At 72.9% G+C, this 20,625-nt stretch carries 19 protein-coding genes, 1 pseudogene and 1 riboswitch; of the genes and pseudogenes, 11 read left to right on the top strand and 9 right to left on the bottom strand.

The window, feature by feature from the left end; genetic code table 11:
• The 3 genes and pseudogenes from ACIRRH_RS11045 to ACIRRH_RS11035 all read left to right on the top strand — a co-directional run bounded on the left by ACIRRH_RS11045 (window position 1) and on the right by ACIRRH_RS11035 (window position 2,524).
• Entirely contained in the window at window positions 1–1,296 is a 1,296-nt protein-coding gene (locus ACIRRH_RS11045) for an MFS transporter (RefSeq protein ID WP_403064965.1), read from the top strand.
• Between the two features lie 42 nt (window positions 1,297–1,338).
• A pseudogene (ddaH, locus tag ACIRRH_RS11040) lies at window positions 1,339–2,163 on the top strand (dimethylargininase); the annotation flags it as partial.
• Window positions 2,164–2,296: 133 nt separating this feature from the next.
• Window positions 2,297–2,524 (top strand): hypothetical protein, encoded by a 228-nt coding sequence (locus ACIRRH_RS11035; RefSeq protein WP_403064962.1) that lies wholly within the window; start codon window positions 2,297–2,299, stop codon window positions 2,522–2,524.
• Between the two features lie 47 nt (window positions 2,525–2,571).
• Here ACIRRH_RS11035 and ACIRRH_RS11030 read toward each other — a convergent pair whose 3' ends face one another.
• On the bottom strand, window positions 2,572–5,688 hold the full coding sequence (locus ACIRRH_RS11030; RefSeq protein ID WP_403064959.1) for an AfsR/SARP family transcriptional regulator: 3,117 nt from the start codon (window positions 5,686–5,688) through the stop codon (window positions 2,572–2,574).
• Between the two features lie 261 nt (window positions 5,689–5,949).
• On the opposite strand from ACIRRH_RS11030, the gene ACIRRH_RS11025 reads away from it, so the two are divergent.
• Complete coding sequence (locus ACIRRH_RS11025; RefSeq protein ID WP_403064956.1) at window positions 5,950–7,023, top strand: hypothetical protein; 1,074 nt, start codon at window positions 5,950–5,952, stop codon at window positions 7,021–7,023.
• A 62-nt stretch (window positions 7,024–7,085) separates the two neighbouring features.
• Window positions 7,086–7,228: riboswitch (SAM riboswitch) on the top strand.
• A 200-nt stretch (window positions 7,229–7,428) separates the two neighbouring features.
• Complete coding sequence (locus ACIRRH_RS11020) at window positions 7,429–8,142, top strand: IclR family transcriptional regulator (protein ID WP_403064953.1); 714 nt, start codon at window positions 7,429–7,431, stop codon at window positions 8,140–8,142.
• 40 nt (window positions 8,143–8,182) lie between these two features.
• Here ACIRRH_RS11020 and ACIRRH_RS11015 read toward each other — a convergent pair whose 3' ends face one another.
• A complete protein-coding gene (locus tag ACIRRH_RS11015; protein ID WP_403064950.1) occupies window positions 8,183–9,436 on the bottom strand; it encodes a threonine/serine exporter family protein in 1,254 nt (417 codons plus the stop codon).
• A gap of 236 nt (window positions 9,437–9,672) precedes the next feature.
• Here ACIRRH_RS11015 and ACIRRH_RS11010 point away from each other — a divergent pair, with 236 nt between their 5' ends.
• A complete protein-coding gene (locus ACIRRH_RS11010; RefSeq protein ID WP_403064947.1) occupies window positions 9,673–11,790 on the top strand; it encodes a DUF362 domain-containing protein in 2,118 nt (705 codons plus the stop codon).
• An 8-nt stretch (window positions 11,791–11,798) separates the two neighbouring features.
• Window positions 11,799–12,866 carry an NAD-dependent epimerase/dehydratase family protein gene (locus ACIRRH_RS11005; RefSeq protein ID WP_403064944.1) on the top strand — a complete coding sequence of 356 codons (1,068 nt, stop codon included), beginning with the start codon at window positions 11,799–11,801 and terminating at the stop codon, window positions 12,864–12,866.
• 3 nt (window positions 12,867–12,869) lie between these two features.
• On the opposite strand, the gene ACIRRH_RS11000 is transcribed toward ACIRRH_RS11005, so the two are convergent.
• Both ACIRRH_RS11000 and ACIRRH_RS10995 read right to left on the bottom strand, forming a co-directional pair.
• Entirely contained in the window at window positions 12,870–13,283 is a 414-nt protein-coding gene (locus ACIRRH_RS11000) for a hypothetical protein (protein ID WP_403064941.1), read from the bottom strand.
• Window positions 13,284–13,292: 9 nt separating this feature from the next.
• On the bottom strand, window positions 13,293–14,552 hold the full coding sequence (locus ACIRRH_RS10995) for a hypothetical protein (RefSeq protein WP_403064938.1): 1,260 nt from the start codon (window positions 14,550–14,552) through the stop codon (window positions 13,293–13,295).
• 166 nt (window positions 14,553–14,718) lie between these two features.
• On the opposite strand from ACIRRH_RS10995, the gene ACIRRH_RS10990 reads away from it, so the two are divergent.
• The gene (locus ACIRRH_RS10990) at window positions 14,719–15,234 is read left to right on the top strand and encodes a hypothetical protein (RefSeq protein ID WP_403064935.1); all 516 of its coding nucleotides are present in this window, start codon (window positions 14,719–14,721) and stop codon (window positions 15,232–15,234) included.
• 69 nt (window positions 15,235–15,303) lie between these two features.
• On the opposite strand, the gene ACIRRH_RS10985 is transcribed toward ACIRRH_RS10990, so the two are convergent.
• From ACIRRH_RS10985 to ACIRRH_RS10975, 3 genes are all read right to left on the bottom strand, one after another.
• Window positions 15,304–15,894 carry a zinc-binding dehydrogenase gene (locus ACIRRH_RS10985; protein WP_403064932.1) on the bottom strand — a complete coding sequence of 197 codons (591 nt, stop codon included), beginning with the start codon at window positions 15,892–15,894 and terminating at the stop codon, window positions 15,304–15,306.
• Window positions 15,864–16,268, bottom strand: coding sequence for a RidA family protein (locus ACIRRH_RS10980; protein WP_403064930.1), 405 nt, complete (start codon window positions 16,266–16,268; stop codon window positions 15,864–15,866). Before ACIRRH_RS10980 ends, ACIRRH_RS10985 begins: the two co-directional genes overlap by 31 nt.
• A gap of 107 nt (window positions 16,269–16,375) precedes the next feature.
• On the bottom strand, window positions 16,376–17,206 hold the full coding sequence (locus tag ACIRRH_RS10975) for a barstar family protein (RefSeq protein WP_403064927.1): 831 nt from the start codon (window positions 17,204–17,206) through the stop codon (window positions 16,376–16,378).
• A 156-nt stretch (window positions 17,207–17,362) separates the two neighbouring features.
• On the opposite strand from ACIRRH_RS10975, the gene ACIRRH_RS10970 reads away from it, so the two are divergent.
• Window positions 17,363–18,103 carry a hypothetical protein gene (locus ACIRRH_RS10970; protein ID WP_403064924.1) on the top strand — a complete coding sequence of 247 codons (741 nt, stop codon included), beginning with the start codon at window positions 17,363–17,365 and terminating at the stop codon, window positions 18,101–18,103.
• Between the two features lie 257 nt (window positions 18,104–18,360).
• Here the strand turns inward: ACIRRH_RS10970 and ACIRRH_RS10965 are convergent, their stop codons facing one another.
• A complete protein-coding gene (locus ACIRRH_RS10965) occupies window positions 18,361–18,915 on the bottom strand; it encodes a hypothetical protein (RefSeq protein ID WP_403064921.1) in 555 nt (184 codons plus the stop codon).
• 14 nt (window positions 18,916–18,929) lie between these two features.
• Complete coding sequence (locus ACIRRH_RS10960) at window positions 18,930–19,364, bottom strand: ATP-binding protein (RefSeq protein WP_403064919.1); 435 nt, start codon at window positions 19,362–19,364, stop codon at window positions 18,930–18,932.
• Window positions 19,365–19,523: 159 nt separating this feature from the next.
• On the opposite strand from ACIRRH_RS10960, the gene ACIRRH_RS10955 reads away from it, so the two are divergent.
• Together ACIRRH_RS10955 and ACIRRH_RS10950 are read left to right on the top strand one after the other, a co-directional pair.
• Entirely contained in the window at window positions 19,524–20,471 is a 948-nt protein-coding gene (locus ACIRRH_RS10955; RefSeq protein WP_403064916.1) for a helix-turn-helix domain-containing protein, read from the top strand.
• The gene (locus ACIRRH_RS10950; protein WP_403064913.1) at window positions 20,434–20,571 is read left to right on the top strand and encodes a DUF397 domain-containing protein; all 138 of its coding nucleotides are present in this window, start codon (window positions 20,434–20,436) and stop codon (window positions 20,569–20,571) included. The genes ACIRRH_RS10955 and ACIRRH_RS10950 overlap by 38 nt, the downstream gene beginning before the upstream one ends.
• Window positions 20,572–20,625 lie beyond the last annotated feature (54 nt).

The raw sequence follows: 20,625 nt of genomic DNA, 5'->3' as shown, positions 1-20,625 counted from the left end.
ATGACCACCACCGTCCCGATCGAGTCACCGGCGCCGCCGGAGCGGCCGCGCAGCCGGTGGGGCCTGTGGGCCCAGGGGGACTTCCGCCGGCTCTGGATCGGTGAGACCACCAGCACCCTCGGCACGGCCGTCGGGAGCGTGGCGCTGTCCCTGGTGGCCGTGGTCACCCTGGGCGCCGGCCCCTTCGCGGTGGGCGTGATCAACGCCGCCGCCTGGCTGCCCTGGCTGTTCCTCGGCCTGCCGGCCGGTGCCTGGGTGGACCGCTGGCCCCGGCTGCGGGTGATGCTGGTCTGCGACCTGCTGCTGCTCCTCCTGTTCGGCAGCGTCCCGGTGGCCGCCTGGCTGGGGGCGCTCTCCCTCGCCCAGCTGGTGGTGGTGGCCCTGCTGACCGGGGCGGTGAAGGTGTTCTTCTCCACCGCCTACGGGGCGGTGCTGCCCACCCTGGTGGCGAAGGCCGACCTGCTGGAGGCCAACGTCAAGCTGCGCTCCGGGGCCTCGGCGGCGGACATCGCCGGCCCGGGCGTGGCCGGTCTGCTCGCGCAGGCCTTCGGCGCCGCCAGCGGGATGCTCGCGGACTCGCTCACCTACCTGGTGTCGGCGCTCTGCCTGCGGCGGATCAGGACGGAGGAACGCCCCCCGCCGGTGTCCGAGCGGCGCGGCATCCCGCGCGAGATCGGCGAGGGCGTCCGGTTCCTGCTGCGCGATCCCTACCTGCGCACGCTGGCCTGCTTCGCGGCGGTCGGCAACCTGGGACTGAACGGCATCCAGGCGGTGCAGACGGTCTTCCTGGTGCGCAGCGTGGGGATCGAACCGGGCGAGGTGGGCGCGGTGTTCGCGCTGGTGAGCGTCGGCGGGCTGGCCGGTGCGGTGCTGGCCGGGCGGATCGCCCGCCGGCTGGGCACCGCGCGCGGGCTGCTGGTCTGCGAGCTGGTGGTCGCGCCCTTCATCCTGCTGCTGCCGTTGGCGGGCGAGCGGCTGCCGCTCGTGGTCAGCGCGCTCGCCTGGGCGGTCGCGGTCTGCGGCGTGGTGGCGGGCAACGTCCTGGCCGGCAGCTTCTCCCAGGCCTACTGCCCGCCCGAGATGATCGGCCGGATCCGGGCCAGCTCCGCGACCCTCAACTACAGCGCGATCCCCGTGGGCGCCCTGCTCGGTGGCTACCTCGGCGAGGTGATCGGCGCCCGCGGCACCATCTGGCTGATGGCGGGCGTGCTGCTCTCGGCCGGCGGGGTGCTGCTGGCCAGTCCGCTGCGCGGCCTGCGCGACTTCCCGTCCCGGCCGTCGGCCCCCGCCGCCTGACCGCGCCGCCCCGCCCGCGCCACCTCCCGACCCGCCCCCACCCGGAGGACCCCGATGACCCGCACCGCCCGCCCGCGCCACTACCTGATGTGCCGTCCGACCCACTTCGACGTCACGTACGCGATCAACCCGTGGATGGACCCCGCCAAGCCGGTGGACACCGACCTCGCGGTCGCCCAGTGGGAGCGGCTGTACGCCCTCTACGGCGAGCTCGGCCACCGGGTCGACCTGATCGACCCGCTGCCCGGCCTGCCCGACATGGTGTACGCGGCCAACGGCGCCACCGTGGTGGACGGCAAGGTGCTCGGCGCGCGCTTCCGCAACGCCGAGCGGGCCGCCGAGGGCCCGGCCTACCTGGAGTGGTTCCGCGCCCGGGGCTTCGAGACGCGCGATCCGGAGCACGTCAACGAGGGCGAGGGGGACCTGCTGCTGACCGCGGGCTTCGTGCTGGCCGGGCGGGGCTTTCGCAGTGTGGCCGACGGGCACGCGGAGGCCCAGGAGTTCTTCGGGCGGCCCGTGGTCGGTCTGGAGCTGGTCGACCCGCGCTACTACCACCTGGACACCGCGCTCGCCGTGCTCGACGGCGACGAGATCATGTACAACCCGGAGGCCTTCTCGGCCGGTAGCCGTGCCGTCCTGCGCCGGCTGTTCCCGGACGCCCTGCCGGTGGACGGCGCCGACGCGGAGGTGTTCGGCCTCAACGCGGTGAGCGACGGCCTGCACGTGGTGCTGCCGGAGGCGGCCGTCGGCCTGGCCGCGCGGTTGCGCGAGCGCGGCTTCCGGCCGATCGGGATGGACCTCAGCGAGCTGCTCAAGGGCGGTGGCAGCGTGAAGTGCTGCACCCTGGAGATCCGTTCGGCGCCCTGAGCGGGCGGCGCCGAGCACCGGTGACCACCGGTGCTCGGCTGTAGATCGGCCGTTGAACGCGCCCGGCCAGACTGGTGCCACACCACGACGGAACCCCTTCCCACCGGGGAAGCGAGTCAAGGGAGCACCAGAGATGACGCAGCGTCCGGCCACCGCCCGCACCCGCCTCCGGATGTTCACGGTCGGCCTCGGGGTGGTCGTCGCCCTGGGCACCGGCCTGTCCGCCACGGTCGCCGTGGCGGAGGCTGCCGACGCCGGCGCGGCGACGGTGGTGAGCGGCGACGCGACGCCGACGCCCACCCCGACCCCCACCCCGACCGCGACCGGCGGCACCGGCGACTGGAACAGCACCGGCTCCTGAGCACACCGGTTCCTGAACACACCGGAACCGGCAGCAGGATCGATTCCTCAGCAGCCCGAGGACAACCGGTCAGCCGCCCGCCACCCATCCGGGAGCGACGGGGCCTCGGCGGCCGAACCCTCCCCCCGGGGCAGCAGCCCCGCCACCTCCCGGGCCTCCGGCAGCCCCAGCCGGAGGAAGATCCGATGGGCCTCCCGCAGCCGGCCGTACGCCTCGGCCTCGCGCCCGAGGTCGGCCAGTGTCCGGCCCAGCACCACCAGCGCGTGGCCCTGGTCCCGCTCGGCACCCAGCTCCTCGCACAGCTCCAGCGCCTGCCCGGCGTGCTCCAGGGCCTCGTCCGTCCGGCCCAGCGACCGCAGACTGTCCGCCATCCGGTAGCGGGCGTGCGCGGCCCGGGCCCGCAGACCGGCCGCCGAGGCCACCGCCAGGCACTCGCCGAACCAGGTGACCGCCTCCTCGTGCCGCTCCAGCCCGTGCAGCGCCAGCCCCAGCACGTACAGCGTGTACGCCCGGCCCGGATCGTCGTGCCGGGTCCGCAGCTCGGCCAGCACCTCGTGGCAGATCGGTACCGCCTCGGCGGCCCGCCCGCTGCGCACCCGGGCCAGCGCGGCGTTGACCGTCGTCACCAGCGCCCCGGAGCGGTGGCCGAGTTCGCGGGCCAGCGACAGCGCCTCGTCGTAGTGCCCGACGGCCTCGTCGTAACGGCTGAGGAACTGGCAGACCAGGCCGAGGTCGTTCAGCGCCTGGCGCAGGATCACCGTGTCGCCCGCCGAGCGGGAGGCGGCCACCGCCAGCCGGGAGGCCGCCTCCGCCTCCTCCAGGCGGGTGGCGGCCAGGGCGACGTTGCCGCGCAGGAAGTGCGCCCGACCAGCTGCCCGGTGGTCGGCGCGACGGGCCGCGGCCGCGGCCAGGGCCTCCGCGGTGGTGGCCAGCTGGCGGCTGGGCGGGGCGAGGAGGAACGGGGTGAGCGCGATCAGCAGGTCGATCGCGGCGCGCAGCGGCTCCGGCGCCGCACCGTCGGCCGGGGCCGAAGGGGCGGTGGCGTCGTCGTCCGTGACCGTCCAGCCCGCCACCTGCGCGGCCAGCGCGATCGCCCCGGAGCCCTCCGCCTCGGCCCAGGCCCGCGCCCCGTCCGGGCCGTCCAGGGGGACGCCCGCGCTGCGCGCCGGCCCGAGCGCACCGGCCGCCGGATCCCCGGGAACGGCGTGCTGGAAGGCCGTGCACGCGGTGGCCAGCAGGTGGTCCAGCATCCGGTCGCGGGCCGCCACGGCCGCGCCGGGATCGTCCGGACGGCGCCGGGCGAACGCGCGCAACAGGTCGTGGAAGCGGTAGCGGCCGGGGAAGGGCGACTCCATCATCGCCACGTCCACCAGGGCCTCCAGCAGGTCCTCGGCGTCGTACTCGTCCAGGTCCAGCAGGGCGGCCGCGGCCTGCAACCCGAGGTCCGGGCCGTCCACCGAGGCGGCCAGCCGGAACGCGCGGGCCTGGGCGGGCGTCAACTGGCGGTAGCTCAGTTCGAAGGCGGCCGCCACCTCCAGGTCGCCGATGCGCAGCTCGTCGATCCGCCGGCGCTCGACCGCCAGCCGGCGGCCCAGCGTCTGCACCGTCCAGCTCGGCCGGGCGGCCAGTCGGGCCGCCACGATCCGGACCGCGAGCGGGAGGTGGCCGCAGACGAGCAGCAGCTCCCGGGCGGCCCCCGCCTCGGCGGCCAGCCGCTCGGCGCCGATGGTGCGGCCCAGCAGTTCGAGCGCCTCCTCGGGTTCGAAGACGCCGAGGTCGGCCTGGACGGTCGCGGGCAGGCCGGACAGCCGGGTGCGGCTGGTGGTGAGGACGGCGCAGCCGACCGCGCCCGGCAGCAGCGGTCTGATCTGCGCGGTGTCGTGGACGTTGTCGAGCACCAGCAGCAGCCGCCGGCCGTCCACCACCGAGCGGAACAGCGCCGAGCGGGCGTCCAGCCCGTCCGGCACCGCGTCGGCCGGCACGCCGAGCGCGACCAGGAAGCCGCTGAGGACCGCCTCCGGATCGGCCGGGGTGGCGTCGGCGCCCCGCAGGTCGACGTAGAGCTGCCCGTCCGGGTAGGCCTCGCGGACCCGGTGGGCGACGTGCAGGGCCAGCGCGGTCTTGCCGACCCCGCCCATGCCGACCACGGTCGCGATCACCAGCGCCTGCTGGCCCGGCGCGCCGAGGGCCCCGCCCAGCCGCTCCACCAGCACCGTTCTGCCGGTGAAGTCGGCCGCGTCGGGCGGAAGCTGGGCCGGTCTCGGGGTCGGTGCGGCGGCCCCGGCCGGGGCGGTGGCGGGTACCTCCGGCACCGTCGGTCCGGCGGGCGGGTCCGGCGACTCGACCCCGGGCGCGGCGGGCTCCGCACTGCCGGCGAGGAGCGCGACGGACGGCGTCGGGGCGGCGAGCGACGGGTCGCCCTCCAGGATCCGCTGGTGCAGCAGGTCCAGCTCCGCGCCGGGCGCCACCCCCAGTTCGGCCAGGAACAGCTGACGCGCGCCCCGGAACACCGCCAGCGCGTCCGCCTGCCGCCCGGCCTGGTACAGCGCGCGCATCAGCAGCCCGTACGCCCGTTCGTGCAGCGGGTGTTCGGTGGTCAGCGAGGTCAGCTCCGGAATGCACCGGGAGTAGCGCCCCAGCGCCAGGTCCAGGGCGATCCGCTCCTCCAGCAGGGTCAGCCGCAGTTCCTGGAGCCGCTGGCGCTGCCGCTGCGCGAACGGACCGGGGATGCCGGCCAGCGGCTCGCCCTGCCACAACTCCAGCGCCCGGTTCAGCAGGTCGCGCGCCTGCTGCGGCTCTCCGGCGGCCGCCGTGCGCTCGGCCTGTGCGGCCAGCTCCTCCGCCTGCGCCGCGTCCACCGCGTGCTTGGGCAGCACCAGCCGGTAGCCGTCCCCGACCGAGGTCAGCACGGTCGGCGCGTCCGGCTCCTCGCCGTGCAGGATCTTGCGCCACCGCCAGGCGTAGGTGCGCACCGTCGTCATCGCGGTGCCCGGCGGCTCCTCACCCCACAGGGCGTCGATCAGATCGGTGGCACTCGCACCGTGTCCGGGCCGGAGCAGCAGCACCGCCAGCATGGCCTGCTGCTGGGGGCTGCCCACCTTCAGCACGGTCACCCCGCGCTGCGCCCGCATCAGACCCAGGACCGAGAACCGGAAATCATCCATTCCTGCACCTGCCCGCCTCATGTGCTCGCCCCCGCCCGCGCACGTGCCGCCCCCCGAATTGATGAGCCCCTATCAACCCACGGCACCCGGTGGGATGTCGAGGGATCGTCGACCCGGCGGTGATCCGGTGTTGATCGGCCGTCACCACAATCGGTGGTGTGGCGCCCGCAGTCGGCCCGGCACCAACCGTCGGACCCGCCACGTCCCCGGCCGCCCGGCCGCCGTCCGGGCGACCACCACGGCTCTCGGAGGCGGACGCCCATGAACACCGACCTGCTCCACCGGCTGCTCGACGTCGACCCGGTCGCCGGACCGGTCGAACTGCTCCACCGTGCCCGCGGCGACCGCCACCTCCCGTACCTGGTGCTCGCCGCGCTCGCCCGGGACGGCGTCCGGATGGGCGAGCACGCCCGGGCCGAGCTGCGGCGCGCCCGCGACCGGGCCGACTGTTACGCCAGGGTCGCCCGCGAGCTCGCCGACGCCACCGGGGTCCGCCCGATCCGCGACCTGCCGCTGGCCGGCTACTACCCGCCCGACCTGCCCCGGCCGCTGGGCGGGCTCAGCCTCGTCAGCCCCACCGAGGCCACGCTCTGGCAGGCCGTCAACCGGCTGGTCACCGACCACCCGGTGGAGTCCGTGGAGGTCACCCTGCTCGGCGAGCGGCCCCGGCACACCGCCGTCACCCTGCGCTGGCCGGCCGAGGACCCGCTGCTCGACCCGTGGTACGAGGTGCGGGTCGCGACCGCCGCGCTCACCGGCGACCTCGCCACCGTCCCGGTCCGCCCCTACCTGGCCGCCGACGACCACGTGGAGTGCCTGATCGCCCTCGCCGAGGAAGGGCTCGGGCGCGCCTTCCTCGCGGGCGACGTGATCGACGTGGCCCACCTCGCCGGGCAGCCCTTCGAACCCGTCGAGACCGCCGCGGTGGTCGCCGCCTACCGGCTCGCCCCGGAGGCCGCGGCCCTTCTCGACCTCGCCGCCGAGCACGTGCCGCTGGGCTCCCTGCGGGACGTGCGCACCGTCCTGGAGGCCGAGGTCGCGCCCGAACTGCGCCGCCGCCGGACCCTCGCCCGCCCGCTCCGGCCCCGCCACGGCACCCTGCTGCGCCGCACCGTCATCCGGCACCAGTGGGACGAGGCCCTGCTGCTGCCGGCCGGCGACGCCGGCCTGCTGCTCACCCCGGTCGCCGACTACCTGCTCGGCCCGGAGGGCACCCGGCCGACGGCGGCCGAACGCGCCGCCGCCCTCGCCGCCCTGCGAGCCTGGGACACGACCGCCCCCGGCAGCCCGGACCCGGCCCGGTGCACCGGCCTGTCGGAGCCGCGCCACCGCTGAGCGGCCGCAGGCGTGGGTGGGGGCTTGGCGACCAGCCCGGGGAATCTTGTATGGTTCCAGGCGAATCATCCAGAGGGGTGGAGGGACCGGCCCTACGAAGCCCCGGCAACTCCCCGGTCGACCCGGCGTCCGAAGTACGCGCCGTGCCGTCCGGGATCAGTGCCAACTCCGGCCTGTCGCCACTGTGGCGCGGGAAAGATGAGGAGACACGGTGCTCTCTGTGCTGTCCTTCGCCCGGGCGCTTCCCGCCCCGGCGCTTTCGCGTACCCGTCTCGTGCCCGGCGCAGGCAATCGGCCGACTTCTGCGGCCCGTCCTCGCTGACCACCCCCCGGCTCCCCGCCAGGAGCCGCCGTGAGCAGCGCCCACCCGCTGCTCCCGGGCCTTGAGACTGGAGTACCCCACCCATGGAGAACACGAGCGGCGTCGGCGTGCTCGACAAGGTCACCTCGATCCTCGGCGTCCTGGAGGCCGGTCCCGCCACCCTGGGCGGCCTCGTCGCCGCCACCGGCATGGCGCGGCCCACCGCCCACCGGCTGGCCGTCGCCCTTGAGCACCACCGCCTGGTCAGCAGGGACATGCAGGGCCGGTTCATGCTCGGCCCCCGGCTCGGCGAGCTCGCGGCGGCCGCCGGCGAGGACCGGCTGCTGGCCGCGGCCGGATCGGTCCTCACCCAGCTCCGGGACGTCTCCGGCGAGAGCGCCCAGCTCTACCGCCGGCAGGGCGAGGTCCGGATCTGCGTGGCCGCCGCCGAACGCCTCACCGGCCTGCGCGACACGGTTCCGGTGGGGATCACCCTGCCCATGAAGGTCGGCTCCGCCGCCCAGGTCCTGCTCGCCTGGGAGGAGCCCGAGCGCCTCCACCGCGGCCTGCAGGGCGCCCGGTTCACCGCCACCGCCCTGAGCGGCGTACGGCGCCGCGGCTGGGCCCAGTCCGTCGGCGAGCGCGAGCTCGGGGTCGCCTCCGTCTCCGCGCCGGTGCGCGGCCAGTCCAACCGGGTCGTGGCCGCCGTCTCGGTCTCCGGTCCGATCGAACGGCTCACCCGCCACCCCGGCGCCCACCTCGCCCAGGCCGTCGTCGAGGCGGCCCACCGCCTCACCGAGGCCCTGCGCCACCCGTGACCGGCCCGCCCGGCCGGGGCGTACCTCCGCTGCCCCGGGCTCAGGCCCGGGGCAGCAGGACGGTGCGGGAGGGGCGGGGTATCCGACTGATCACCGCGCCGATCAGAGTGCCGATCGACACCCCGAACACCGCCGACACGGCCGTCAGCACGGACTGCGCGCCGTTGCCGACCTCGATCTGCGCGGTGTTCAGCAGGCCGAAGGAGCCCGGCACCACGATCCAGAACGCCGGGAGGTAGAGCACCTGCCAGAGCGGACCGCCCGGCAGCCAGTGCACCAGCGTGGCCGTGGCCGCGGCGGTGACCGCGCCGGCCAGGCCACCGATCGCCGCGCCGTGCGTCGACCCCACCACCACCTGGACCGTGACGCTCACCGCGATCACCACGACGATCCACGGGACGGCCGAGGGCGGGGTGTTCACGTTGACCACCACCCCGAAGACCGCGAGCGCCAGCCCCAGCCCGATCACCCACCAGCTCGGCCTGGCGACCTGCACGTCGGCCAGCGCGGTGGCCGGCATGCCGGCCGCGGTCGCGGCCGCGGCCACCCCGGCGAGGAACAGCGCCAGCTGCACCGCGCCGGACACCAGCCGGGCCGTACCCGCGCTGGCCGCACCCGCGGCGATCTCCGACAGCCCGGTGACGAGCAGCCCGCCCGGCAGCAGGATCGCCAGCGTGGCCACGATGGTCCGCAGCGGGCCGTCCAGCAGCGAGGCCCGGGCGAGCAGGAGGACCAGCAGCGCGACCAGGAACCCGGCCGTGACGGGAAGCAGCGGACGCAGGTACGGCAGCCGCCGGGCGAGCACGGTCAGCCCCACGACGATCAGCGAGCCGAGCCCGGCCGCCAGCACGTTCGCCGCCGCCGGCTGCAGGAAGAGGCAGACCCCCACCCCGACCGGCAGCGCCCCGAGGTCCGCCACCCACGCGGGCCGGCGGGCCGGTGCCCGCCGGATTCCCTCCAGCTCGGCGAGCGCCCGTGGCCCGTCGAGCTCGCCCGCCCGCAGCCGGTGCACCAGGTGGAGGACGTCGGCCGTCTGCTCGAACCGCAGGGCGGTGCCGACCGGCTGGAACCGGGTGGCCTCGTCCGCCCCCAGTGCGACGAACAGCCCGTTGGTCAGCGCGGCGACCCGCACGTCCGGAGCCCCCAACGCCCGCCCCAGTCCGCGGAGTTCCTCCTCGACGTCATGGACGGGCAGGCCACCGCCCAGCAGGGCTTCGCCCAGTTCGAGCAGCAGGCGGCGGAGCGGGTCGGGCGGGGCTTCGGTGCCCCGGACCAGGGGAAACGTGCTTGGCATGGCAGGTATCGTCCCATCCCGCCCGATTCGGTCCGACTGTGCCCCGGTCTGTTCGGTTTCCCGCCGCGCGCACGCCGTCCGCCGGCGACGGCCGGCCCGGGACACGAGTGCGTGTCCCACCCCGCATCCGACCGCCGGCCAGTAGCATCCCTGTGAACCTCTTTGGGATGCTTTCCGGTGAATCGGCGACGGTTCGACCGTGCGCAGGAAGACCGTCCGCCGCCGTTGGGGGAGATGTGACCGTCGTCGCCGCCGTGGCCCGCTCCACCCGGGTCCGGCCGCTCTCCGCCGCCGACCTGCTGGCGGAGGCGGTCGCCCGGGCCGGGCTCTGGGAGCGGCTCGCCGAGCGGGCGCACGGCGACCCGGGGGCGGTCGCGGTGCTGTTGACACCGGGCACCTCCGCGTACGGCGACCCGGTGACCGCGGTCAGCGCCGCCCTGGTGGAGCACCTGATCGACCTGCTGCACGACCGCGGCTACCGCGACGCCACCGTCGGCGCCGCCCGCTGCGGCCCGGACACCTGGCTGGCCGGCCCCGGACTCCCCGAAGCCTGCCGCCGCCTCGGCTACGGCGGGCGCACCCCGCAGGGCAACGCCTACCGCGTCGTGGACCTGTCGGAGGAAGTCGGGCCGGCCGGGTTCCCCGACTCCTCCGTGCTGCACGGCAGCGGCCTGGCGCGCAGCTGGCTGGACGCGGGCTTCCGGATCAACATCGCGAAGAACAGCACCCACCCGGAGTTCGGCTACGCCCTGTGCCTGGCCAACCTGTTCGGCGTGCTCCCGCAGGACGACAAGCACCACCACTACCGCGCCCGACGGGACGGCGCCGAAGTCGTCGTGGACCTGCTGCGCTCCCACCCGCCGGACTTCCACCTCATCGACGCCGTGGTGAGCAGCCACGGCTGCGCCGGATCGCACGTCGGCAGGCCCCTGCGGACGGAGACGGTGATCGCCGCGCCGGACGGCGTGCTGGCGGACATGGTCGGCGCGCTGCTCATGGGCGTCGACCCCGTCTCGTCGCCGCTCAACGCGCGGGTGCTCAGCGACCGGGGCCTGCCGGACGCCTACCGGATCGACGGCGACCTGACGCCCTACCAGGGCTGGCGCAACCCGCCGAGATCGCTGGTCGAGGCGGTGCGCCGACTCGCTCCCGACGGGCGGGCCCACCGGCTGTTCAGCGTCGCCGCCTGGCACGTCGCCCCGGGCACGGCGGTCACCGACCCGGCCCTCGCCCGGCTCTCCCGACTCCTCACCTCGCTGATCCGCGCCGCGGACGCGAACCCGGCGGCCGCCGCCGCCCTGTGCGCGGTGGTCGGCGCGGCGGCGTCGGCCTCCTCCACCGTCCGCGCCTGGCGGACCGGGAACGCCAAGGACGACCTCCGGCGCCGGGACGTCTCCCTCGCGGTCGACCCGGACGCCTACACCCACGAGGACTACGACCGGATCACCGACCTCCTGCGGCCGCTGGAGACGGTGATCGACGCGCTGCCCGCGGACGCCTGGCAGATGCGGTGGCAGCACGTGGGCCACTCGATCCTGTTCGGCTGCGAACGCACCGTCAACGCGCCGTACCGGGAGTTCGTGCGGCGGGTCGACATCAGCCGGTCCATCAGCTACATGACCGACTACCTCGGCGGACGGGTCCACGTGGTGTCCCGTGACGCCCAGGGGCGGCCCGTCCGCCAGATCGAACGCAACCTGTACCTGGCGCAGCCGAACTACCTGGCGTACTACGGCGGTCCGCCCATCGACGTCTGCAAGCTGGAGTCGGTGGACTACGGGGAACAGCGGCAGCGGATCTCCTGGCGGACGGTCAGCAGCCCGAACGGGTCCGCCGAGTACGACGACGGCTCGGTGACCTTCCTCCCGGCGGACGGCGGCGTCCGGACCCGGATCGTGATCCGGGTGCGCCAGCGCTTCACCCTGCCGCTGACCTGGCAGGTGATCCGCCCCGACACCCGGCCCAAGCTCAGGGACCCGCTGGTGCAGGACTCCTACCAGCGCTTCTTCACCCGCACCCTCGACAACTTCGAGGCGCAGTACGAGGGGCGTCCCTACCGGATCGGCCGGCCCTGGGAGGAGTCCGACGACCTGGAGGCATCCGAGCTGCCCACCCAGCGGCTGACCGAGGCCGCCCGGATGCTGCGGACCGTCGCCTCGCAGACCCTGACCGTGCCGACACCGCCGGGGCGGCTGGGGCCGGACGGCTTCTGGCACGTCGCGCCCGGCGACCTCCCGACCCGCTCCCCCCTGCTGGAGGAGTTCCGCGAGTCGCTGCGCCCGGCGGTGGCCGGCTTCTGGCAGGGACTGCGCGAGGCCGCGGCCCGGGACCGGCGGTCGAGGCGGACCCCGTGAGGGCGGGCGTGACCGGTGCCAGCGGGCTCGTCGGGTCCCAGGTGGTGCGTACGCTGCACGCCGCCGGTCACGAGGTGCGGGCACTGGTGCGCCGCAGCAGCGACCTGCGGCAGCTGCACGGCCTGGACGTGCCCCTGGTCAACGCCGACCTGCGCGACCCGCTCAGCCTGCGGTCCGCGTTCGAGGGCTGCGACACGGTGTTCCACTGCGCCGCCCTGTTCGCCTACTGGGACACCGACCGGGAGGAACTGGCCAGGGCCAACGTGGAGGGCACCTGCGAGGTGCTGCGGGCGGCGGCGGAGGCGGGGGTCCGGCGGGTGGTGGTGACCTCGTCGTCCATCACCTGCGGCTCGTCGGGCGGCCCGGTGGCCCGGGACGAGCAGTGGACGCCCGGAGAGGAGTACCTGCCGGACTACTTCGTCACCAAACTGGAGCAGGAACGGACGGCCTTCGCCCTGGGCGCCGAACTCGGCCTGGAGGTGGTGGCGGCCTGCCCGACCATCGTGGTCGGCGGCCCCGACTGGCGGCTGGTGCCCAGCAACGCGCTGATCACCCGGTACCTGGCCGACTCGCTGCGCACCACCTATCCGGGCGGCTGCAACATCGTCTCCGTCCGGGACGTCGCGGCCGGCCACGTGCTGCTCGCCGAGCGGGGCCTGCCCGGGGAGCGCTACCTGCTCGGTGGTGAGAACTGGGCCTGGCGGACCATCCACCAGACCGTCTCCGAGCTGTGCGGTACCCGTGGGCCATGGGCCACCGCCAGTCACACAGGCGCGTACCTGGCGGCGACGCTGGGGGAGATCCGCGCGGTGCTGACCGCACGGGCCCCGGCGACCACCCGGGCGGAGGCCCGGACGATGGGGCGTTTCTACTGGTACCGGCACGACAAGGCGGCGGACCTCGGCTACCGGCCGAGGCCCGCGCGGCAGGCGCTGGTCGAGGCGCTCGGCTGGCTGGTGACCAGCCCGCACCTGTCGGACCGGGTCAGGTCCGGGCTGCGGCCGCATCCGGAGGTGACGAGCGCGCGGGAGCTGCTTCCCCGCCCGCTGGAGGACGGCGGCCCGGCGCCGCGCTGACCCTCACTTCTTCGGCCTCCCGGGGCCGGGCGAACCGGGGGGTTTCCCGTCCGTCCCGTCGTCGTCGCCGGTGTCGTCACCGTCCGTGGCGTCGACGTCTCCCCACGCGGTCCTGCCGAGGTGGTCCCGCAGGCGCTGCTGGTGCTCCCGGGTGACCTCCGCCATCCGCCGGGCGTAGTCGATGCCGAGCCCGCTCAGCTCCAGGGCGAACCTCAGGTCCTCGTCGGCGACGAACCTGCAGTACTCGCTGTAGACCTTCCCCCAGGCGAGCCTGCCGGTGGCCACCCCGGCCGTCAGCTCCGCCCAGTCGCCCCACATCGTGGTCTGGAGCTCGGCGATCGTGGCCGCGGTGGACCGGAGGTGTTCCCAGCCCGCTCGGAGTTCGTCGTTCAGCTGTTCGGGGGTCTCGGGGCTCATGGCCACTCCTCAGGTCGGGTTTCCGGTACGGGCCGGCTGCGGGCTCAGCAGCGTGCTGTGGTGGAACCCCAGGCGGGGATCGGTCCAGACGGGCAGCTCGGGCAGGTGGGTGCGCAGCTCCGGCATCTCGACCCGCAGCCGCACGGTGTTGGCCGGGTAGTCGTACACGGTGATCGTGTTGAGCCCCCGGTTGGCGGTGAACAGCAGGGACTGGTCGGCGGAGAGCTGGCAGGCGTAGATCCCGTCGATGAGCGTGCCGCGGGTGACCCGCAGGGCGCCGACGAAGTGCTTGCTGCTCGGGCCGGGCGAGCCCCGGGTGAAGGCGTCGGTGACCTGCCGCGCCGCCTGCCGGGCGGAGCGCAACTGGGCGGCCAGGCAAGGGCGTTCGTCAATCACGCGGTACGAGGCGAAGTCGGCGAGGTCGATCATGACGATGGTGCCGCTGCCGCCGTTGCAGTAGATCAGCTCGCGGTCCGAGACGCAGACGTCCGAGTTGATGTGCGCGGGGACGCTCTGTCCGCAGGCCCAGTGGCGCAGGATCTGCCCGGTCTCGGCGTCGATCTCGTACACGTACTCCTTGAAGTAGGCCATGGCCCACTCGTGCCAGTCCCGGCCCTCCTGCGGCAGCACCCGGAAGGAGAGCGCGTAGAACCGGTCGTCGCTCGGGTGGCAGGCCACGTGCCAGCAGGTCGTCGGCAGGCCCACCCGGCGGGCGACGCGCTTCTCCAGGTCGAAGATGCCGACCTCGGCCGCTTCGCCCCGGCCCGGGTGGTCCATACCGCCGTAGACGATGTACCGGCCGGAGGCGGTGCGCTTCATGGCGTGCGGCAGCTTGAGTCGGTGGTCGCCGATGCGCTGCGCCTCGGTGGGGCGGTCCAGGTCCAACAGCCACAGACCGTCACCGATCGCGGTGATCCCGTGGGTGCCGTCCAGCCACACCATGTGGGTGCTGCTCTTGATGGCCGCGTCCGGGGGTTCGAAGCGCAGGGCGGAGACCCGCTCGCTCTCGTCCAGCGACTGGACGTCGTAGAAGAGGAGTTGCTGCCCGGCGTTGCCGAGGAACCCGAACTTGTGGTCCGGGGTGACGCTGACCGCATGGCCGCCGGCCACACCGTCGTAGTACTGCACCCGGTACGCGTACTCTCCGCTGTCCGGGTTGTAGCGGAAGACGCAGACGCCGGCCGCGCCCTCCAGGCCGTTCATGCCGTTCCCGTCCAGGGCGATGTGGAAGGCGTAGGGGTAGGTGACCATCTGGTTCGTGTCCTCCATTGATCATCGTAGGAGGGGCACGGATTGATCGCATGCGGGGCTCCTCCCAGGGGTGGGGTGCGTATACAACCCATGTGTGCGAACCTGATGAAGGGGCTTCGTAACCAGGTTGTTACGGTAGGTGATTGCCCTCCGTTCGACTGGAAATCCATCACGGGAAGGCAGGTTGATCTCCATGATGCCCGCACAACCGACAGGCACACTGGCGTATGAGGAAGCGAGGGCCTTCGAAAAAACAGAGCCGGCGACAGTGGTGACGGTCGCGCAGGAAAGTGCCCCCATCGGTTCTTCCGGCAGTCAAGGGTTCCACGTTTTCACTGTTTCGCTGACCGCAACGACCCCTCCGGGCGGAATCGTGGCGCCGCAGACGGCGGCCTACACGTTCACGGCCGGGGACAACTGGATCTGGCAGCCCTGGGCCAACTACTACTGGTACGACGACAAGAGGAATCTAGTCGTCAGCGGGATCACTACGGTCACCCCGACGATCCAGGGCAACAAGCTGACCATAGCCGTGACCACGAGCCTGAACACGGTGTCGGCGGACACCAACCGCCTGGCCATCACCCTCATGGCCTATCCGACACCGGGGGCCAGTTCCGGTACGACCAAGGGAAAGGTCGAGGTGAATGGTTCGAAGCCGTTCCCTGCGTCTGGTGATCTCGCATTCATCGTCACCTAGTGGCCCGCGGGGCCATCGACGCTGCGGCAGCGGTGCGGATCCGGATCGGATCCGCACCGCTGAATGCCGTTACGGGCGGACGGTGAGCACCAGCTTTCCCGTGACCCGGCCCGTCTCGCCCTCGGCGTGGGCCCGGGCGGCCTCGGCGAGCGGGTAGGTGCCGGAGACGTGCACGCGCAACCGCCCGGACTCGGCGAGCGAGGCGATCGCGGCCATGCCCGCCTGGTCGTGCTCGACCAGCAAGGTCTTCGCCGTCACGCCCAGCTCGGCGGCGCGTTCGGCCAGTCCGTCGAGGCCCTGGGGCAGGATCGACACCAGGACGCCGCCGGGCCGGAGCGTCTCCAGGGAGCGCAGCCGGTCCTCCCCGCCGAGCGGGTCGAGGACCACGTCGATGTCGCGGGCCTCCTTCACGAAGTCGGCGGTGCGGTAGTCGATGACCTCGTCCGCCCCCAGGCCCCGGACGAAGTCGTGCTTGGCGGCGGACGCCGTGCCGATGACGTACGCGCCGCGCGCCTTGGCGATCTGCACGGCGACGTGTCCCACGCCGCCGGCCGCCGCGTGCAGCGCGCGGGGGCCGGGCGGGACGGACCTGCCCGCCGCCCGGCCGTGGCGGCGGTCGGGCGCCGTCGTCAGGAATCCCCGTCGTGCCGGCAGGCCCACGCGTCGATCTCGACGGCCAGAGCCGGTGAGGCGAGCTGGGAGACGTAGAACAGCGTCATGGCCGGCTTGTGGTCGCCCAGCCAGCTGTCGAAGGCTGCGCGCCGCCGGACCGGCTCGATCTCCCCGACCAGCAGGAAGGTCAGCTTCACGATGTCGCGCACCCCCATGCCGGCCGCGTCGAGATTGCGCCGCAGGTTCTCCAGGGCGACCTCGATCTGCTCGACCGGGTCCGCGGGCACCGATCCGTCCGGCCGCATCCCGATCTGACCGGACAGCACCAGCCATCGCGCCGGTTCGCGGACCTCGATCTGATGGGTGTAGCCCGCGACCGGCTGGTGCACGTTCTCCGGGTTGCGGTAGATCACTGCTGCCACCTCACTGCCCCTCCAACGGGTGGGCGACATCGCCACACGCTGTGAACCGAGTGTAGTTGACGGCAAATTCGGGACGCCGCCCGACGACGCTCGCGAGCGACCAGCCGTCACCGCCGGACTACGCTGATACCTCGTCCCTCGAAGATCTCCACAATCAGGTCGAACAGCGATGTCTCGCCGTCGCTGGTGGGCATGCGCTCGGCCAACGCCGCCCTGGCCGCGGCCGAGGACTCCCACCGCAGCGTGAACGGAGGGGCGGCACCCCAGCCACCGCGCAAGCAGTCGTCGAGAGCATCAAGGTTCCAACCGAAGTATCCGCCAGGACCGTTGACGGCCTCGCCCATCGCGCAGTAGAAGCTGTCCACGTCAACGATGTACCGACCGTCCAGCGTGAACACTCCGCCGGCGGGAGTGTCGACCGTCCTCTGCCGTCGGTACTGACGGGACCACAGCGCCACCGACAGCCACGCTCGTCTGCCCTCACGGTCCAGGTCGTGCCACATACCGGTGCGGTTCAGACGGCCCATGCGGATCAGGTCCCACATGCCGTCCGCCCCGGGCAGGGCGTTCTTGCACCACAGCGTCACGGTGAGGTCGACGAGGCCGGCTCCGCGGGGGGAGGGCCGGACGTCGACGACGGTGACCTCTCCGACGAAGTAGGACCCCATAGTGGCACCGTCGGCATCAAGGACGTCGAACCAGGCGTTACCCGCCATGGCACGACGACTGCCGACGTGGTCAAGGCTCTTGAGGAGGCCGCCCTGCGGGAGGCAACCCGTGAGGTGCACTCGCCGTGCTCCCTCCTCCTGCGGCAGCGGCGTGAACAACCCGTCGGCCTCATGGGCAAAGCCCCAGAAGTCGGCGTCGTCCTCATCCGAGGTCAGAGCGTACTTCTGCCCCTCGCCACCATGACCTGCTGATCGCATCGTGTTCCCCATCGGAGCGCTGATCCTACCGGCGCCCCGCAACCTGGCGGGTTGATGTCGACCGTTCACCGCCCCCTGGCCCCGTCCCCATCGGAGCCCCTTATCGCCCTGAGCGGAGGCCGCGCGAATTCACATGACAGCTGCGGCCGGCTCCGCGATCATTGGCCGATGACCACAGGACCAGACCTTCTCAGCCTGAGCATCGTCTGCCCACCGCCCGGCGAGGGCGGCATCGAGGTCCGCCCGATCGTCAATGGCCGGGACCTTCTGGCCGACGTCCTCCCCGGTGGCGTGGGAGGCTCCCGGTACCTCGGAGTGGGCCCCCGGTATCTGTTGGGCCAGGACGGGCCGTTGCATGCCACTGCGACGCCCCACGAGGTTCGTCTCGCTTGGTCCGGGTGCGGCGTGGAGATGTGTTGTGGCGCCCTGTACGTGACGGTCAGGCGTGACGGGGAGCATGTTGTCTGGGCGGGCTGGCGCGACCCGGCCAATCAGGACTTCCACCTGCCCGAGCTTCGGTTCACCGCGGGTCAGTACGAGGCCGAGGTCCTGCGAGCCGGAGAGGACCGTAGTTGGGAGTGGCCGGCAGCAGTGGTCAGGCGGCTGCTTGAGGCGGGGCTGAGGGGGCGCGAGGACTGGCTCGTCAGGTGGGACTGCGAGTTGGAAGACGTCTGGGCCTCCAGGGGCGAGCAACCCGATCAAATCCACGTCCTCCTGAGGCATCCCCCTGACCGGGCCGATACAGATCTGCCCTGGGCCCAGTTCCTGATCACCCTCCCGGTCTCCGCAGACGACCCGTCGGACCAGGCCGAACACCTTGAAGCGCAGCTGACCGCAGGCGATCCCCGGGCCACCGCCGAACTCTGCGGAGGTGACAACCCCGAGCAAGTGGGCTACCCATGGCCGTAGGCTGGCCGACCCGCTGTTCATGTGAACGGCAGGAAGAGGCGAGGTTGGGCCGATGAGAGGGAGTGCGCCGGAAGTCGGTGAGGTCGACTTTTGGTGCGTGGTCGTCAGGCCACAAGACTGACCTGCCTGCCTGCCTGCCTGCCTGCCTGCCTGCCTGGTTGCGGCGGCATTCTGGGGGCTCGCTGCTCACCCGGCCGATGGCCCGCGCATCGGGGAGTGCGTGGGAAGTCGGTGGGGCCGACTTCCTGTGCGCGGGTTCAGGGGTGGGTGGCGGCTTGGGTGCGGCAGTGGGTGAGGGCGTACTTGATGCGGGTGTCGGGGTTGGGTGTGGTGGTGAGGAGTTCGCCGGCGGTGATGAGAGCGGTCCAGTAGCGGGTGGGGTCGCCGGTGCGGGGGAGGGGGCGGGCGGCGGCGAGGGAGAGGTAGGCGGCGGTGAGGTTGCCGGTGGTGAACCAGCGGCTGAGGCCGTGCTGGTGGCCGGCGCGGATGCCGCCCATGGCGTCGATCGCGACCAGGAAGAGCTCGACGACGGCGAGGCCGGTGGCGTCGAGGGAGGCGGGGACGTCGAAGACGCCGAGGGCTTCGAGGAGTTCGCCGGTGTCGGTCTCGGAGCCCGGGCGAGGGTTGGCGAGCAGGGCGTCGTAGCAGTCGTCGAGGCGGCGGGTGGTCTCGGCGAGGGGGATGGTCAGGGCGAGGCAGACGGCGCGGGCGGAGGGCAGGGGCTTGCGCGTGCGGCGGGTGAGGAGCGCGTAGGTGGCGGCGGGGGTGGTGCCGCGGGAGAGGGCGTGGCGGGCCAGGGTGGCGAGGTGCATGAGGAGTTGGGCTTTCAGGCGGTGACGAGGGTGGGAGTGGGGGCGGGGGCGACGAGGGCCCAGACGAACTTGCCGATGCCGCCGGGTCGGGTGGCGCAGCCCCAGCGTTCGGCGAGTTCGTTGACGAGGAACAGGCCGCGGCCGCTTTCGTCGTTCGGCGCAGCGGTACGGAGGGACGGGCGGCCGCTGCCGGCGTCGTGGACTTCGAGGCGCAGGCGGTCGCCGGTGAGGGCGAAGCGGATCTCGATGTGGCGGTCGGCGGGGGCGTCGGAGTGCTGGACGGCGTTGGCGAACAGCTCGCCGAGGAGCAACTCGGCGGTGTCGCAGTAGTGCTCCCCGGCGGACAGGCCAGAGAGGTAGGCCCGGAGCAAGTACCGGGCCAGGGGCGTGGATTCGGTCCGCGAGTCGAGGCGCGCGACGAACGCGCGGGGGCGACGGGCAGTGAGCATGCGGGGACCTCGGAGGGGGCGGAGGGGGAGCGTGAATGGAGCGCGCAATCACGCTGCGCATGCAGATGATCGCGTTCCGGTATCAATGATCGGCCCGCGGAGGTACGGTGATGGCCGAAATCGGGTACCAGGCACACGCGGTACGTCAGGCGGTCGGGCATGGCACACCGGCGACTCAAGAGCGAAGTGACGGCCAGTTCGGCGCGGATCTTCGGCGAAGAGCTGCGGTTCTACCGGGAGATGGCCGGCTACACGCAGGAGCAGTTGGCGAAACTGCTGCACTGCACCAGGCCGAACATCACGAGGTATGAGTCCGGCCAGAGGCGCATGCCGCCGGACATGGTGGAGCAGGTCGACGTGCTGCTCGATACGGGCGGGTCGTTGAAGCGACTCTGGGACCGGGTGGACTGGAACGCCGAAGTTGAACACCCTGACTGGTTCCAGACCCACGTCGACATGGAAGCCGAGGCCGTGGCCGCGCGGATCTTCCAACTGGCGGTCATGCATGGACTGCTGCAATGCCGTGAGTATGCGGAGGCTGTCTTCGCGGTCAGCGACGCGGCGGGGAAGCCAAAGGTGATCGAGGAGCGAACGGCGGCTCGACTGGCGAGGCAGACGCGATTCCTGGATCCGGAAGGGCCGCTTCTGCTGGTGATTCTGGATGAGAGCGCCATTCGGACTGTCTTCGGCGGGCCTGGAGTCATGCGACGCCAGATGCAGCATCTGCTGGCTATCGCAGAACTCCCGAACGTGATCATCCAGGTCGCGCCATTCGGTTGCCGACAGGCCATCATCGACAAGTCCATGGTGATGCTGGAGATGCCTGATGGTCGGACCTGTGTGTACTCCGAGAGCCTCGATCGCGGGCATGCCAGCGATGATCCGGCGATCGTGGCGGCGCATCGCCGCAGCTATGATCTGGCTCACGGGGCGGCACTGCCAGTAGCCGACTCGCTTGCGCTGATCGCCGATGCGCTGAAAGGGTTCATGGATGACGAGGATCGAGCTCGACACGACCGTCTGGCGAAAGAGCAGCCACAGCGGAGGCAACGGCGGCGACTGCATCGAAGTGGCCCCCGGATTCCCCGGCCTCGTCCCCGTGCGTGACTCGAAGGACCCGCACGGCCCGGCCCTCGTCTTCCCCGCCGCCGCATGGGACTCCTTCATCGCCGCGATCCAGGAAGGCGAGTTCCCGGTCAAGGGCTGACCGGACTTCGGCGGCATGAGGGACGGGGCGTCGGGTGGCGCCCTGCCCCTCGGC

Source organism: Kitasatospora sp. NPDC101235 (genome assembly GCF_044767505.1).
Taxonomy (GTDB): Bacteria; Actinomycetota; Actinomycetes; order Streptomycetales; family Streptomycetaceae; genus Kitasatospora.
This window is presented reverse-complemented; position numbering and strand designations above follow the sequence as displayed.